The sequence below is a fragment of the Pseudomonas sp. NFACC25 genome (genome assembly GCF_900100935.1).
Taxonomy (GTDB): Bacteria; Pseudomonadota; Gammaproteobacteria; order Pseudomonadales; family Pseudomonadaceae; genus Aquipseudomonas; species Aquipseudomonas marginalis.
The window spans coordinates 19,077-32,936 of record NZ_FMUC01000015.1 but is presented as its reverse complement, the minus strand read 5'-3'; the positions used below and the strand labels follow the sequence as shown (position 1 = coordinate 32,936).

Below are 13,860 nucleotides of genomic sequence, written 5' to 3'. Positions count from 1 at the left end.
GTCAGCAACTGACAGGCGGCACCCCGGGCCGTTACAATTACCGACTTTGTCGCAACGCTTGGAGCTCAACCTTCCGTGCCCGTTCTGCGTCTACCGCTTCTCCCTGCCGCGGCAGGTAAACAGCACTGGGGCAACCTGCCCGGTGCCGCCCTGAGCCTGGCCATTGCCGAGGCTGCCAGCGCAGCCAAGCGCTTTACCCTGCTGCTTACCGCCGACAGCCAAAGCGCCGAACGGTTGGAGCAGGAGCTGAGCTTCTTCGCCCCCGATTTGCCGGTGCTGCATTTTCCCGACTGGGAAACCCTGCCCTACGACCTGTTCTCTCCGCACCAGGACATCATCTCCCAGCGCATCGCCAGCCTGTACCGCCTGCCGGAACTGGCCCACGGTGTGTTGGTGGTGCCGATCACCACCGCCCTGCACCGCCTGGCGCCGACCAAGTTCCTGCTGGGCAGCAGCCTGGTGCTGGATATCGGCCAGAAGCTCGACGTGGAACAGATGCGCACGCGCCTCGAAGCCAGCGGCTACCGCTGCGTCGACACGGTGTATGAACACGGTGAATTCGCCGTGCGTGGTGCGCTGATCGACCTGTTCCCCATGGGCAGCAAGTTGCCGTACCGCATCGACCTGTTCGATGACGAAATCGAGACCCTGCGCACCTTCGACCCGGAAAACCAGCGGTCCATCGACAAGGTCGAGTCGATCAAGCTGTTGCCGGCACGGGAGTTCCCGCTGCAAAAGGACGCGGTCACGCGCTTCAAGGCGCGCTTCCGTGAACGCTTTGACGTGGACTTCCGCCGCTGCCCGATCTTCCAGGACTTGAGCAGCGGGATTACCCCGGCGGGCATCGAGTACTACCTGCCGCTGTTCTTCGACGAAACCTCGACCCTGTTCGACTACCTGCCCCAGGACACCCAGGTGTTCTCGTTGCCGGGCATCGAACAGGCGGCGGAAAACTTCTGGAACGACGTGCGTAACCGCTATGAAGAGCGCCGCGTCGATCCTTCCCGGCCTTTATTACCGCCCGCCGAGCTGTTCCTGCCGGTGGAAGACTGTTTCGCCCGCCTGAAAAACTGGCCGCGCGTGGTCGCCAGCCAGCAGGATGTGGACACCGGCAGCGGCCGCGAGCGCTTCCCTGCGGCGACGTTGCCGGACCTGGCGATCCAGGCCAAAGCCACGCAACCCCTGGAAGCACTCTCGAACTTCCTCGGCGACTTCCCCGGCCGCGTGCTGTTCACCGCCGAATCCGCCGGGCGCCGTGAAGTGCTGCTGGAGCTGCTGGAACGCCTGAAGCTGCGGCCGAAAACCGTCGACAGCTGGCCGGATTTTGTCGCCAGCAAAGAGCGCCTGGCGATCACCATCGCGCCACTGGACGAAGGCCTGCTGCTGGATGACCCGGCGCTCGCGCTGATCGCCGAAAGCCCGCTGTTCGGCCAGCGCGTGATGCAGCGTCGCCGCCGTGAAAAACGCGCCGACGCCAACAACGACGCGGTGATCAAAAACCTCACGGAACTGCGCGAAGGCGCGCCGGTGGTGCATATCGACCACGGTGTCGGCCGCTACCTGGGCCTGCAGACCCTGGAGATCGACAACCAGGCCGCCGAATTCCTCACCATGGAATACGCCGAGGGCGCCAAGCTCTACGTGCCGGTGGCCAACCTGCACCTGATCGCCCGCTACACCGGCAGCGACGACGCCCTGGCGCCGTTGCACCGCCTGGGCTCCGAGACCTGGCAGAAAGCCAAGCGCAAGGCCGCCGAGCAAGTGCGCGATGTCGCCGCCGAACTGCTCGACATCTATGCCCGTCGTGCGGCGCGCGAAGGGTATGCCTTCGCCGACCCGAAGGCCGACTACGCCACCTTCAGCGCCGGCTTCGCATTCGAAGAAACCCCGGACCAGCAAACCACCATCGAAGCGGTGCGCGCCGACATGCTCGCGCCCAAGCCGATGGACCGCCTGGTGTGCGGCGACGTGGGCTTCGGCAAGACCGAAGTGGCCATGCGCGCGGCCTTTATTGCGGTACACGGCGGCAAGCAAGTGGCGATCCTGGTGCCGACCACCCTGCTCGCCCAGCAACACTACAACAGCTTCCGTGACCGCTTTGCCGACTGGCCGGTGACCGTGGAAGTGATGAGCCGCTTCAAGTCCGCCAAGGAGGTGAATGCCGCCGTCGCCGACCTCGCCGAAGGCAAGATCGACATCGTGATCGGAACGCACAAGCTGCTGTCGGACGATGTAAAGATCAAGAACCTGGGCCTGGTGATCATCGACGAAGAACACCGCTTCGGTGTGCGTCAGAAAGAACAGCTCAAGGCCCTGCGCAGCGAGGTCGACATCCTTACTCTCACCGCCACGCCGATTCCGCGTACGCTGAACATGGCGGTGTCGGGCATGCGCGACCTGTCGATCATCGCCACACCGCCGGCGAGGCGCCTGTCGGTGCGCACGTTCGTGATGGAGCAGAACAAAAGCACAGTCAAGGAAGCGCTGCTGCGGGAATTGCTGCGTGGCGGCCAGGTGTACTACCTGCACAACGACGTAAAAACCATCGAGAAATGCGCCGCCGACCTCGCCGAACTGGTGCCGGAAGCACGCATCGCCATCGGCCACGGGCAGATGCGCGAACGCGATCTCGAACAGGTGATGAGCGACTTCTACCACAAGCGCTTCAACGTGCTGATCGCCTCGACCATCATCGAGACCGGCATCGACGTGCCTAGCGCCAACACCATCATCATCGAACGGGCGGACAAGTTCGGCCTGGCCCAGCTGCACCAGCTGCGCGGCCGGGTTGGGCGCAGTCACCACCAGGCGTATGCCTACCTGCTGACGCCGCCCCGCCAGCAGATCACCGGGGACGCCGAGAAGCGCCTGGAAGCGATCGCCAACACCCAGGACCTGGGCGCCGGTTTTGTCCTGGCCACCAACGACCTGGAAATCCGCGGTGCCGGCGAACTGCTGGGCGATGGCCAGAGCGGGCAAATCCAGGCCGTCGGCTTCACCCTGTATATGGAGATGCTCGAACGCGCGGTGAAAGCCATCCGCAAGGGCGAGCAGCCAAACCTCGACCAGCCCCTGGGCGGCGGTCCGGAAATCAACCTGCGCTTGCCGGCGTTGATCCCCGAAGACTACCTGCCGGATGTGCATGCACGCCTGATCCTGTACAAGCGCATCGCCTCGGCCACCGACGAAGAGGGCCTCAAGGACCTGCAGGTGGAGATGATCGACCGCTTCGGCCTGCTGCCCGAGCCGACCAAGAACCTGGTGCGCCTGACCCTGCTCAAATTGCAGGCCGAGCAGCTCGGGATCAAGAAAGTCGACGCCGGGCCGCAAGGCGGGCGTATCGAGTTCGAAGCGCAGACGCCGGTGGACCCCCTGGTGCTGATCAAGCTGATCCAGGGCCAGCCCAATCGCTACAAGTTCGAAGGGGCTACGCTGTTCAAGTTCATGGTGCCGATGGAACGTGCCGAAGAACGCTTTAATACATTGGAGGCGTTGTTCGAGCGCCTCATCCCGAAATCTGCTTGAAGGACGCCCCAATGCGCCTGTTCCGCATTCTGAGCCTGTTGTTGGTGGTACTCGCGCCTTCGGCATTTGCCGACAGTCCGTACCAGGTGGAAATGATCCTGGTACGCCAGAACGCGGAGCCGGCGCTCAACAGCCGCGCTGCGCCGGAAAACTGGGATGCGGGCGCGCAGCGGTTGGGCGACAGGCTGAGCCCGCCGCGCCTGAACAATATCGTCGACAAACTCAACGCCGATAACAGCTTCACCGTGCTGGCGCACAAGGCCTGGGAACAGAACCTCGGCGAGCAGCCGGTCAGGATCGCGATCACCGACGGCAAGGAGCAGTTCGGCCAGTTCCCCATCGAGGGCGTGTTGAGCCTGCAACTGGGGCGCTTCACGGATATCGATGCGGACTTCTGGCTCAACACGTTCGACAGCAACGGCAGCGTGGTGGCCAGCGAACACCTGAGCCAGAAAGACGTGCGCACCAAGAACAACCAGCTCAACTACCTGGACGGCGGCCACCTGGCACTGCTGATCAAGATCACTTCGCTGACCGCCAAGCCACCCAGCGCACCCCCACCCGACATTCAGGACTGATCCAGCGCCATGCCCCTGACGTCGCCGTTGACCAAACCCCTGGCCCCTTCATGGGCCAATCGCTTCAAAGAACAAAGCCTGGAGCGCGGGCGGCGCTATGCCCTGGAAAACCGTGTGCGCATCGTCGAGTCCGGCGACAGCACCATCATCGCCAGTTGCGAAGGCTCGGGGGGCAACGTTTACCGGCAGACCATCTCATTGCGCGAATCTGCCAAGGGCGCGCTGATCCTGGTGGACAGCCGCTGTACCTGCCCGGTGCACACCAACTGCAAACACATCGCGGCGGTGCTGCTCAAGGTCCAGGAAACCCTGGCCTACCCGGCGGCGGCCCAGGATGCCGAGTTGCTGGAAAAACTCCAGGCCGTGCTGGATAACCGCGTGGTGTTGCCGCAGGTGGTGATGGAGGATGTGGTGCCCGTGCCGCGCCTGTGGCTGGCCAGCGTCGAGTTCAGCGCATTTGAGCCGCGCAACGGCAAGATGCAACGCTATATCCAGCACCGTGCGGCGTTGTCGTTCAACTACCTGGGCAACTATGTCAGCGGGCAGAAGAACGCCGACATCATCGTGCGCCAGGAAACCCAGAGCCTGCGCATCAAGCGCCATCCCGAGCTGGAGCAGCCCTATCGCGAACAACTGCGCCTGCTCGGTTTCAAGATCGCCACGCGCCAGAGCAAGGCCTTGCCGGAAAGCGCCGGCGAGCTGTTCGAGATGGTCAATGACAGCGCCTGGCTGAACTTCACCCTCAATGCCTCGCCGACCCTGCGGGCCGAGGGCTGGGAACTGCAGATCGATGATGACTTCGGGTTTGACCTGAGCGCCGTCGACGACTGGTACGCCACCGTCGATGAAGGCCCCGAGCGCGACTGGTTCGACCTGGAACTGGGGATTATCGTCAACGGTGAGCGCCTGAGCCTGCTACCGATCCTGCTCAACCTGATGCGCTCCCACACCGAGATCCTCAACCCGGAAAAACTCGCGCGACGCCGGGATGACGAGCTGATCCTGGTGAATATTCCCGGCCTGCCCAATGGCGGCCACGGCCCGCTGCAAGTGGCCCTGCCCTACGGCCGCCTGAAACCGGTACTGGCCACCCTCGGCGAGTTTTACCTGCAGGAGCCCGGCACCACCGCGCTGCGCCTGGCCAAGGCCGATGCTATTCGCCTCAACCCGCTGGAAGACCTGCCCCTGCAATGGGAGGGCGGCGAGAAGATCCGCAACTTTGCCCAGCGCCTGCGGGACATCAAGGACTTCACCTGCGTGGCGCCCGAAGGCCTGAACGCGACCTTGCGACCTTATCAACTGGAAGGGTTGAGCTGGATGCAGTCGCTGCGCCAACTGGAGGTGGGCGGCATACTTGCGGATGACATGGGCCTGGGCAAAACCCTGCAGACCCTGGCGCATATCCTCAGTGAAAAGATCGCCGGGCGCCTGGACCGGCCGTGCATGGTGGTGATGCCCACCAGCCTGATCCCCAACTGGCTCGACGAAGCGGCGCACTTCACCCCGCAACTCAAGGTGCTGGCGCTGTACGGGGCCACGCGCAAAAAACACTTCGCCAGCCTGCAGGACTACGACCTGCTGTTGACCACCTACGCCCTGCTACCCAAAGACATCGAGCACCTGGCCGCCCTGCCCTTGCATGTGCTGATCCTCGATGAAGCCCAGTACATCAAGAACCCTTCCAGTAAGGCTGCCCAGGCCGCGCGCGAGCTGAATGCCCGGCAGCGCCTGTGCCTGAGCGGCACACCGCTGGAAAATCATCTGGGCGAGTTGTGGTCGCTGTTCCACTTCCTGCTGCCGGGCTGGCTGGGCGACGTCAAGAGCTTCAACCGCGACTACCGCGTTCCCATCGAAAAGCGCGCCAGTGAGATGCGATTGCAGCACCTCAACGGCCGTATCAAACCCTTCCTGCTGCGCCGCACCAAGGAGCAGGTGGCCACGGAGCTGCCGCCCAAGACCGAAATCATTCACTGGGTCGATCTCAATGAGGCTCAGCGTGATGTGTACGAAACCATGCGCCTGGCTATGGATAAAAAGGTCCGCGACGAAATCACCCGCAAAGGCGTGGCGCGCAGCCAGATCATCATCCTTGAAGCACTGCTGAAGCTACGCCAGGTGTGCTGCGACCTGCGCCTGGTCAACGACGCGACCCTGCCCACCCGCGGCAGCAGCTCGGGCAAGCTCGACAGCCTGATGGAAATGCTCGAAGAGCTGTTTGAGGAAGGTCGCCGGATCCTGTTGTTTTCCCAGTTCACCTCGATGTTGAGCCTGATCGAAGTGGAGCTGAAAAAGCGCGGTGTCGCTTACGCCCTGTTGACGGGCCAGACCCGCGACCGGCGCACACCGGTGAAGGATTTCCAGAGCGGCAAGTTGCAGATTTTCCTGATCAGCCTGAAGGCCGGTGGCGTGGGCCTGAACCTGACCGAAGCCGACACCGTGATTCACTACGACCCTTGGTGGAACCCGGCCACCGAGAACCAGGCCACCGACCGTGCATACCGCATCGGCCAGGAGAAGCCGGTGTTCGTCTATAAGATGATTGCGCGGGGCACGGTGGAGGAGAAAATCCAGCACCTGCAGAAGGAAAAATCCGACCTGGCAGCGGGCGTGCTGGATGGGCGTACGACGGGGGATTGGCAGTTGGGCAACGAAGATATCGAGGCGTTGTTTGCGCCGTTGCCCAATAAGCAGGAAAAGCGCTAGATCAGCTGTGCATCCCGCAAAGCGCCCAGTGCGGTGAGCCAGCGCGGATCCTGCTTGTAGTCAGTCGAAGCAATCGCCTGCCCACGCATACGCGCGATGCGGGCCGACGGCGTGACCTTCATGCGCTGCGCCGCACTCAGCGCCAGCTCAGCCGCCGCACGATCGTTGCACACCAGCCCCATGTCGCAACCGGCGGTCAGCGCCGCCTCGATCCGACTGGCCGCGTCGCCGACCACATGGGCGCCAGCCATCGACAGGTCATCGCTGAAAATCACCCCATCGAACTGCAACTCGCCGCGCAGGATGTCCTGCAACCAGCGGCGTGAGAAACCGGCAGGCTGCGCATCCACCTGCGGGTAGATAACATGCGCCGGCATCACTGCCGCCAACTGCTTGCTCAGGCGTGCGAAAGGCACCAGGTCATTGGCGCGAATCTGTTCCAGGCTGCGTTCATCATTGGGAATCGCGACGTGGGAATCAGCCTCGGCCCAGCCATGGCCCGGGAAGTGTTTACCGGTGGCGGCCATGCCGGCGCTGTTCATGCCTCGGATAAAGGCACCGGCGAGCACGGCGGCGCGCTCGGGATTGCCCTCGAAGGAACGGGTGCCGACCACGGCGCTGCGCTGGTAGTCCAGGTCCAGTACCGGGGCGAAGCTCAGGTCGAGACCGACCGCCAGTACTTCAGTGGCCATGATCCAGCCGCACTGCTCGGCCAGGTACTCGGCGCTGGGGTTGTCCGCCAACGCGCGCATGGCCGGCAGGCGCACAAAGCCCTGGCGCAGGCGCTGTACGCGACCGCCTTCCTGGTCGACCGCCAGCAGCAGGTCCGGGCGCACGGCACGAATCGCCGCGCTCAATTCCCGCACCTGCCGCGGGTGCTCGATATTGCGCGCAAAAATGATCAGGCCACCGACTTCAGGCTGGCGCAACAGGTGGCGATCCTCGGCCGTCAGCCAAGTACCGGCCACGTCGACCATCAAAGAACCTTGCAGGGCAGCAGTCATAAACCTTCCTTAAATAACGCACACAACCCGTTGACCCCACCAGGCGCAGTGAGGACAACAGGTTGCGAGTAAATAGCTGAATTCGACATGGGCAGCTAGCTTAGCGGATGCAAGCGGCCGCGCACACCCGGAGCGGTCAAACCTTGGCGGCAGCTGGCGTGGATTTGCTGCGCGGGCGCAATTGGGCGGCAGCCATGGCCGAGTCGGTCACGCCGGTTTCAGCGCGCATACCGGCGGCAAGGAATGGCACCATCAGGCGCATGACCTGCTCAATAGAAGTGTTCACGCCGAAATCGGTCTCGGCAATCGCACGCAACGCCTTGATCCCGGACATGCTGAATGCGGCCGCACCGAGCATGAAGTGCACGCGCCAGAACAGTTCGATAGGCGGAATACGCGGGGCGGCTTCGTTGACCAGCAACATATAGCGGCGGAATACCTTGCCGTACATGTCTTCCAGGTAACGGCGCAAGTGGCCCTGGCTCTGGCTGAATGCCAGGCCCAACAGGCGCATGAAGATCGACAGGTCATTGCCGCTGCGTGGCTGAACCACCAGCGCCTGCTCCACGAGCATTTCCAGCAGGTCTTCCAGGGTCGGCTTGTGGTCGGCCTTGGCCTGGCGGCGCTCGAGTTCACGGTCGAGGCTGGCACAGAACGGACCCAGGAAGCGCGAGAATACCGCCTGGATCAGGGCCTTTTTCGAGCCGAAATGGTAGTTCACTGCGGCGAGGTTGACCCCGGCTTTGCTGGTGATCAGCCGCAATGAAGTTTCAGCAAATCCTTTTTCCGCGAACAATTGCTCGGCAGCATCGAGAATGCGTTCAACGGTTTCCGACTGGGCCATGGATACTCCGCCTGACAAACACTTGTTTGAAACATACGTTTCAGGGTGTGTCTTGTCAAGCCTGCAAGTTCGCTTTCCGGCCGGGCAGTCATCTATTTCATCGCTATTTAATCACATACTCCCAGGTCTGTAGGCAGCGCTATCTCTGCCTTGTAGGACACTTGACGAATGACCGTCCAGCGGAGGCGCAGAAAAGGATGATTGCCAAGTGCAGTCCACTGTATATAATCCCAGTCACTGTATAAAAAGACAGAGCGATCAACATGCTAAAACTGACGCCACGCCAAGCTGAGATTCTGGCTTTTATCAAGCGCTGCCTCGATGACAACGGCTACCCGCCGACACGAGCGGAAATTGCGCTGGAACTGGGGTTCAAGTCCCCCAACGCCGCCGAAGAACACCTCAAGGCCCTCGCTCGCAAAGGCGCGATCGAGATGACCCCCGGTGCTTCACGGGGTATTCGCATCCCTGGCTTCGAAGCCAAGGCCGACGAATCGACACTGCCGATCATCGGTCGTGTCGCCGCCGGTGCGCCCATCCTGGCGCAGCAGCACGTCGAGGAATCCTGCAACATCAACCCGACCTTCTTCCACCCTCGCGCCGACTACCTGTTACGGGTGCACGGCATGAGCATGAAGGACGTAGGGATCTTCGATGGCGACCTGCTGGCCGTCCACACTACCCGCGAAGCCCGTAATGGCCAGATCGTCGTCGCCCGTATCGGCGATGAAGTCACCGTCAAACGCTTCAAGCGCGAAGGCAGCAAGGTCTGGCTCCTGGCCGAGAACCCTGAGTTCGCCCCGATTGAAGTGAACCTGAAAGATCAGGACCTGGTGATCGAAGGCCTGAGCGTCGGCGTCATTCGCCGCTAAAGGAGGCATCATGCAGCTCGTGCACACCCCCCAACACACACAACTGTCGCTGTTCGAGGCCTTTATGGCCCAACCCCTTGCGCCCATCCTCAAGGAAACGGTCGAGGCGCCCTGGAGCGCCGAACCTGAGGCGTTCAGTGAACTGTCGTTGCGCGGTGCGGCCGGGAGCTGCCTGAGCCTGCTGGCGCCGATCCTTCGTGAACTGAGCGAGGAACAGGATGCACGCTGGTTGACGCTGATCGCCCCGCCCGCCAGCCTGACCCAGGCCTGGCTGCGGGATGCCGGCCTTAATCGCGAGCGCATCCTGTTGCTGCAACCCCGCGGTGCGCAAAGTGCTCAGCAGTTAACCTGTGAAGCCTTGCGCCTGGGCCGTAGCCACACCGTGGTGAGCTGGCTCAACCCGCTGAATGCCACTGCCAAGGGACAGCTGATCAGCGCAGCGCGTACCGGCGATGCACAGAGCTTGAATATTCGATTGGGTTAATTCTGTGTGCCGCAGGCTATCCCTGTGGAGGGGGCCTGTTGTGGTGAGCGGGCTTGCCACAACAGCGAACCCACTTGCCACACTCAGTGAAGAACGCGCGGGCCGTCTTCTTTCTCGGGCTCGCCTTCTGCCAGGCGACCGGCCATCTGCACACCAACGCTCAACATGGCTTTTGCCACTTCCACGTGCTGGCCCTGCAGGAACACCTTGGCGTCCTCGGAAAAATCCAGGATAACCAGAGAACCTTCGTCCTCGGCCCGGCGCAGCTCGATTCGGCCGTCAGGCAACTCAACAATTTCCAGAAAGGACGTCGGCATAAAAGTCTGTTCTCCACGAAAGGCCGGGATTATATCAGTCATCCGCCCGGCCTCGCTGAGGATCTGAAGAGGTTTCTTTACGGCTTGATGAACGGTGCCATGTGAATCCGACCAACGTTCAGCACTCGTTCAAACCTTCACGAAAGCGCAATGCCATCTTTTTCAGCGCCTGACGCCAGCCTTCCAACTCTTCGCGACTCAGTGGCTCGGGCTCTTCCTCTTCCAGCGCTACCGCCACGATCAAGGGCTGGGTCACATCGCCCTTGGGCACATGGGGAACACGGGGTGGCTGAAACATATCAGCATGGGCCTTAAGCAGACGCGCGACCCAGCTGTCAGGGCTCTGCGCCATTTCCACCAACTCGGCCAGCTCAGGGATCGCCATGCTTTCCAGCACCTCACGATTCATGATCATTTCCGCACGGGGCGAACCGGCCTGGGGCAAGCGGTAGAACCCGGCGATTTCATGACACAAGCCCAGTAACGCACCATACAGGTGGAACAACGCGGCTTCACGCCCGGCCTGGACCAGCGCGATCGCGTTCATCTCCTTCCCCTCCTCGGCACGGCCAAGGGCTTCCAGGGACAAACCCGCAAAATAAATTTTCTGATTGGTACGGGTATAGAGCTCGTTGGCCATAACGGCAATCTCCACAACGAATAAGCGTGATGCTGGCTGAACAGTGTCACGGATCAGCCGAGCCTACTGCAAGTGCAATAAACCGCTGCTTATGCGGGTCAAAACTCGACTTTCAGATCCAAACAGATCCAAATGTGGGAGGGGGCTTGCCCCGATAGCGAAGCATCAGTCATACACATGTCGACTGATATACCGCTATCGGGGGCAAGCCCCCTCCCACATTGGATCTTCAGCGCATCCGACGGGTCAAGCGCCCTGGCGCTTGTCCTCGACCTTCCACTTGCCACCGTCGTAGAACGCTTTCCAGCCGGTAGGCTTGCCGTCCACTTCGGTCTGCACGTACTGCTCCTTGGTCTTGCGGCTGTAGCGGATCACGGCTGGGCGACCATCCGGGTCCTTCTTCGGCGCTTCACACAGGAAGTGGTACTTCGGATCGATCTCGTCCTTGTGCGGCACGATCTCCAGCACCAACGGCGCTCGGGTCTCGCGGTTTTTCGGGAACTGGCTGGCCGCCAGGAACAGGCCCGAGGCGCCATCACGCAGGATGTAGGTGTCGTTGACCTTCTCGCACTTGAGTTCCGGCATCTTCACCGGGTCCATCTTCGGCGGCGCCGCGTCACCGCTTTTCAGCAGTTTGCGCGTGTTCTTGCAGGTTGGGTTGGTGCAACCGAAGAACTTCCCGAAACGGCCGGTCTTGAGCTGCATCTCGCTGCCGCACTTGTCGCATTCCAGGCTCGGGCCTTCATAGCCCTTGATGCGGTAGCTGCCCTCTTCGATCTCGTAGCCGTCGCAATCCGGGTTGTTACCGCAGATGTGCAGCTTGTGCTTCTCGTCCAGCAGGTAGGCGTCCATCGCCGTACTGCAGATCGGGCAGCGGTGCTTGCCACGCAGTACCAGCGACTCGGATTCACCCTCGTCGTCGGCGGCGATTTCATCGCCCGGCACCAGGTTGACGGTGGCCTTGCAGCGTTCTTTCGGCGGCAGGCTGTAGCCCGAGCAACCGAGGAACACGCCGGTGGATGCGGTACGAATCTGCATCGGACGGCCACAGGTCAGGCACGGGATGTCGGTCATCACCGGCTGGTTGGCACGCATGCCGCTCTCGGGGCTTTCGGCCACTTCGAGTTTTTTCTTGAAGTCGCCGTAGAACTCGTCGAGCACGTTTTTCCAGTCGCGCTCGCCCTGGGCCACGTCATCGAGGTTCTCTTCCATACCGGCGGTAAAGCCGTAGTCCATCAGGTTGGAGAAGCTCTCGGACAGGCGCTCGGTAACGATATCGCCCATCTTTTCCGAATAGAAACGACGGTTGTGCAGCGCGACGTAGCCACGGTCCTGGATAGTGGAGATGATCGCCGCGTAGGTCGACGGACGACCGATACCGCGCTTCTCCATCTCTTTCACCAGGCTGGCTTCCGAATAACGCGCCGGCGGCTTGGTGAAGTGCTGGGACGGGTCGAGCTTGATCAGCTTCAACGTGTCGCCCTGGGCCATGTCCGGCAGCACATCGTCATCGCCAGGCTTGGCGATCTGCGGCATCACCCGGGTGTAGCCGTCGAACTTGAGGATACGGCCCTTGGCGCGCAGCTCGAAGTCCCCGGCGCCGACACTGACGGTAGTGGACAGGTATTGCGCCGGCAGCATCTGGCAAGCCAGGAACTGGCGCCAGATCAGCTCGTAGAGGCGCTCAGCGTCGCGCTCCATGCCACTCAGCTTGCTTGGCTCGGTGTTGGCATCGGAAGGACGAATCGCTTCGTGAGCCTCCTGGGCGCCTTCTTTGCTGCTGTAGACGTTCGGTTTTTCCGGCAGGTACTTCTTGCCGAATTCGCTTTCAATATAGGTACGCGCCATCGCCACCGCGTCTTGCGACAGGTTGGTGGAGTCGGTACGCATATAAGTGATGTAGCCGGCTTCGTACAGACGCTGGGCCATCATCATGGTTTTTTTCACCCCGAAGCCCAGGCGGTTGCTCGCGGCCTGTTGCAGGGTGGAGGTGATGAACGGCGCCGACGGCTTGCTGCTGGTCGGTTTGTCTTCACGCTTGACGATGCTGTAGCTGGAGGCCTTGAGCTTCTCCAGCGCGGCCATGGCCTGGGCTTCGTTCAGCGGCTTGAACGCCTCGCCTTTCTCACGGGCCACTTCGAAGCGCACGTTGGCGCCCTTGGCGGTGCCCAGGTCGGCGTGGACTTCCCAGTATTCCTCGGGGTTGAACGCACGGATCTCACGTTCGCGCTCCACCACCAGCTTGACCGCTACCGATTGCACACGGCCGGCGGACAGGCCACGGGCGATCTTGGCCCACAGCAGCGGCGAGACCATGTAGCCCACGACGCGGTCGAGGAAACGACGGGCCTGCTGGGCGTTGACGCGATCGATGTCCAGCTCGCCCGGCTTGGAGAAGGCTTCCTGGATGGCTTTCTTGGTGATTTCGTTGAACACCACACGCTTGTAGCGGCTGTCATCACCGCCGATGGCTTCCCGCAGGTGCCAGGCAATGGCTTCCCCTTCGCGGTCCAAGTCCGTTGCGAGATAGATGGTGTCGGCATCCTTGGCGAGCCGGCGCAGCTCTTCGATGACCTTTTCCTTGCCCGGAAGGATTTCGTACTTGGCCTTCCAGCCATGATCCGGGTCCACACCCATGCGCGAGACCAGCTGCTTGCGCGCTTTCTCTTTAGGCGTGAGCACCGGGCCTTCGCCCGCAGCCGCCTTGCCGCGCTTGGCGGCAGGCTCCTTGCTGGCGCTAGCCGAACCGCTGGTGGGCAGGTCTCGGATATGGCCGATACTCGACTTCACCACGTACTCGTTGCCCAAGTACTTGTTGATGGTCTTGGCCTTAGCCGGGGATTCCACAATGACCAGCGATTTGCCCATGGATCGGAAAATTCCTGAATTCGAG

Annotated in this window: 10 protein-coding genes; 5 read left to right on the top strand and 5 right to left on the bottom strand. The window is 62.0% G+C overall.

Features of this window, described 5'->3' with window-relative positions; translation table 11 throughout:
• Positions 1 to 75 precede the first annotated feature (75 nt).
• Genes mfd through BLQ09_RS25710 form a run of 3 tightly spaced genes read left to right on the top strand, consistent with a single transcriptional unit; the run spans position 76 to position 6,806 of the window.
• Entirely contained in the window at positions 76 to 3,525 is a 3,450-nt protein-coding gene (gene mfd / locus BLQ09_RS25720) for a transcription-repair coupling factor (RefSeq protein WP_027604233.1), read from the top strand.
• A gap of 11 nt (positions 3,526 to 3,536) precedes the next feature.
• A complete protein-coding gene (locus BLQ09_RS25715) occupies positions 3,537 to 4,103 on the top strand; it encodes a CsiV family protein (protein WP_092358979.1) in 567 nt (188 codons plus the stop codon).
• Between the two features lie 9 nt (positions 4,104 to 4,112).
• Positions 4,113 to 6,806 carry a DEAD/DEAH box helicase gene (locus tag BLQ09_RS25710; protein ID WP_092358977.1) on the top strand — a complete coding sequence of 898 codons (2,694 nt, stop codon included), beginning with the start codon at positions 4,113 to 4,115 and terminating at the stop codon, positions 6,804 to 6,806.
• Here the strand turns inward: BLQ09_RS25710 and nagZ are convergent.
• Positions 6,803 to 7,810, bottom strand: a complete 1,008-nt coding sequence (gene nagZ / locus BLQ09_RS25705) for a beta-N-acetylhexosaminidase (protein ID WP_092358975.1) — start codon at positions 7,808 to 7,810, stop codon at positions 6,803 to 6,805. The two genes, BLQ09_RS25710 and nagZ, sit on opposite strands and share 4 nt — an antisense overlap.
• Positions 7,811 to 7,946: 136 nt before the next feature.
• On the bottom strand, positions 7,947 to 8,654 hold the full coding sequence (locus BLQ09_RS25700) for a TetR/AcrR family transcriptional regulator (protein ID WP_027604237.1): 708 nt from the start codon (positions 8,652 to 8,654) through the stop codon (positions 7,947 to 7,949).
• Positions 8,655 to 8,917: 263 nt separating this feature from the next.
• On the opposite strand from BLQ09_RS25700, the gene lexA reads away from it, so the two are divergent.
• The gene (gene lexA, locus BLQ09_RS25695; protein ID WP_003172575.1) at positions 8,918 to 9,526 is read left to right on the top strand and encodes a transcriptional repressor LexA; all 609 of its coding nucleotides are present in this window, start codon (positions 8,918 to 8,920) and stop codon (positions 9,524 to 9,526) included.
• 10 nt (positions 9,527 to 9,536) lie between these two features.
• Positions 9,537 to 10,010, top strand: coding sequence for an SOS-induced cell division inhibitor SulA (gene sulA, locus BLQ09_RS25690; protein ID WP_092358973.1), 474 nt, complete (start codon positions 9,537 to 9,539; stop codon positions 10,008 to 10,010).
• 83 nt (positions 10,011 to 10,093) lie between these two features.
• Here the strand turns inward: sulA and BLQ09_RS25685 are convergent, their stop codons facing one another.
• The 3 genes from BLQ09_RS25685 to topA form a co-directional block, all read right to left on the bottom strand.
• Positions 10,094 to 10,327 carry a hypothetical protein gene (locus tag BLQ09_RS25685; RefSeq protein WP_010212068.1) on the bottom strand — a complete coding sequence of 78 codons (234 nt, stop codon included), beginning with the start codon at positions 10,325 to 10,327 and terminating at the stop codon, positions 10,094 to 10,096.
• A 118-nt stretch (positions 10,328 to 10,445) separates the two neighbouring features.
• Positions 10,446 to 10,967: a DUF6586 family protein gene (locus tag BLQ09_RS25680; RefSeq protein WP_027604239.1), complete on the bottom strand. Its 522-nt coding sequence runs from the start codon at positions 10,965 to 10,967 to the stop codon at positions 10,446 to 10,448.
• A gap of 246 nt (positions 10,968 to 11,213) precedes the next feature.
• Positions 11,214 to 13,835 carry a type I DNA topoisomerase gene (gene topA / locus BLQ09_RS25675; RefSeq protein ID WP_027604240.1) on the bottom strand — a complete coding sequence of 874 codons (2,622 nt, stop codon included), beginning with the start codon at positions 13,833 to 13,835 and terminating at the stop codon, positions 11,214 to 11,216.
• Between the last annotated feature and the right edge of the window lie 25 nt (positions 13,836 to 13,860).

Excerpts from the sequence above, each read along its gene's own strand:
- BLQ09_RS25715 (WP_092358979.1), top strand. The coding sequence starts at position 3,537 with ATGCGCCTGTTCCGCATTCTGAGCCTGTTGTTGGTGGTACTCGCGCCT.
- BLQ09_RS25710 (WP_092358977.1), top strand. The coding sequence starts at position 4,113 with ATGCCCCTGACGTCGCCGTTGACCAAACCCCTGGCCCCTTCATGGGCC.
- nagZ (WP_092358975.1), bottom strand. The coding sequence starts at position 7,810 with ATGACTGCTGCCCTGCAAGGTTCTTTGATGGTCGACGTGGCCGGTACT.
- BLQ09_RS25700 (WP_027604237.1), bottom strand. The coding sequence starts at position 8,654 with ATGGCCCAGTCGGAAACCGTTGAACGCATTCTCGATGCTGCCGAGCAA.
- lexA (WP_003172575.1), top strand. The coding sequence starts at position 8,918 with ATGCTAAAACTGACGCCACGCCAAGCTGAGATTCTGGCTTTTATCAAG.
- sulA (WP_092358973.1), top strand. The coding sequence starts at position 9,537 with ATGCAGCTCGTGCACACCCCCCAACACACACAACTGTCGCTGTTCGAG.
- BLQ09_RS25685 (WP_010212068.1), bottom strand. The coding sequence starts at position 10,327 with ATGCCGACGTCCTTTCTGGAAATTGTTGAGTTGCCTGACGGCCGAATC.
- BLQ09_RS25680 (WP_027604239.1), bottom strand. The coding sequence starts at position 10,967 with ATGGCCAACGAGCTCTATACCCGTACCAATCAGAAAATTTATTTTGCG.
- topA (WP_027604240.1), bottom strand. The coding sequence starts at position 13,835 with ATGGGCAAATCGCTGGTCATTGTGGAATCCCCGGCTAAGGCCAAGACC.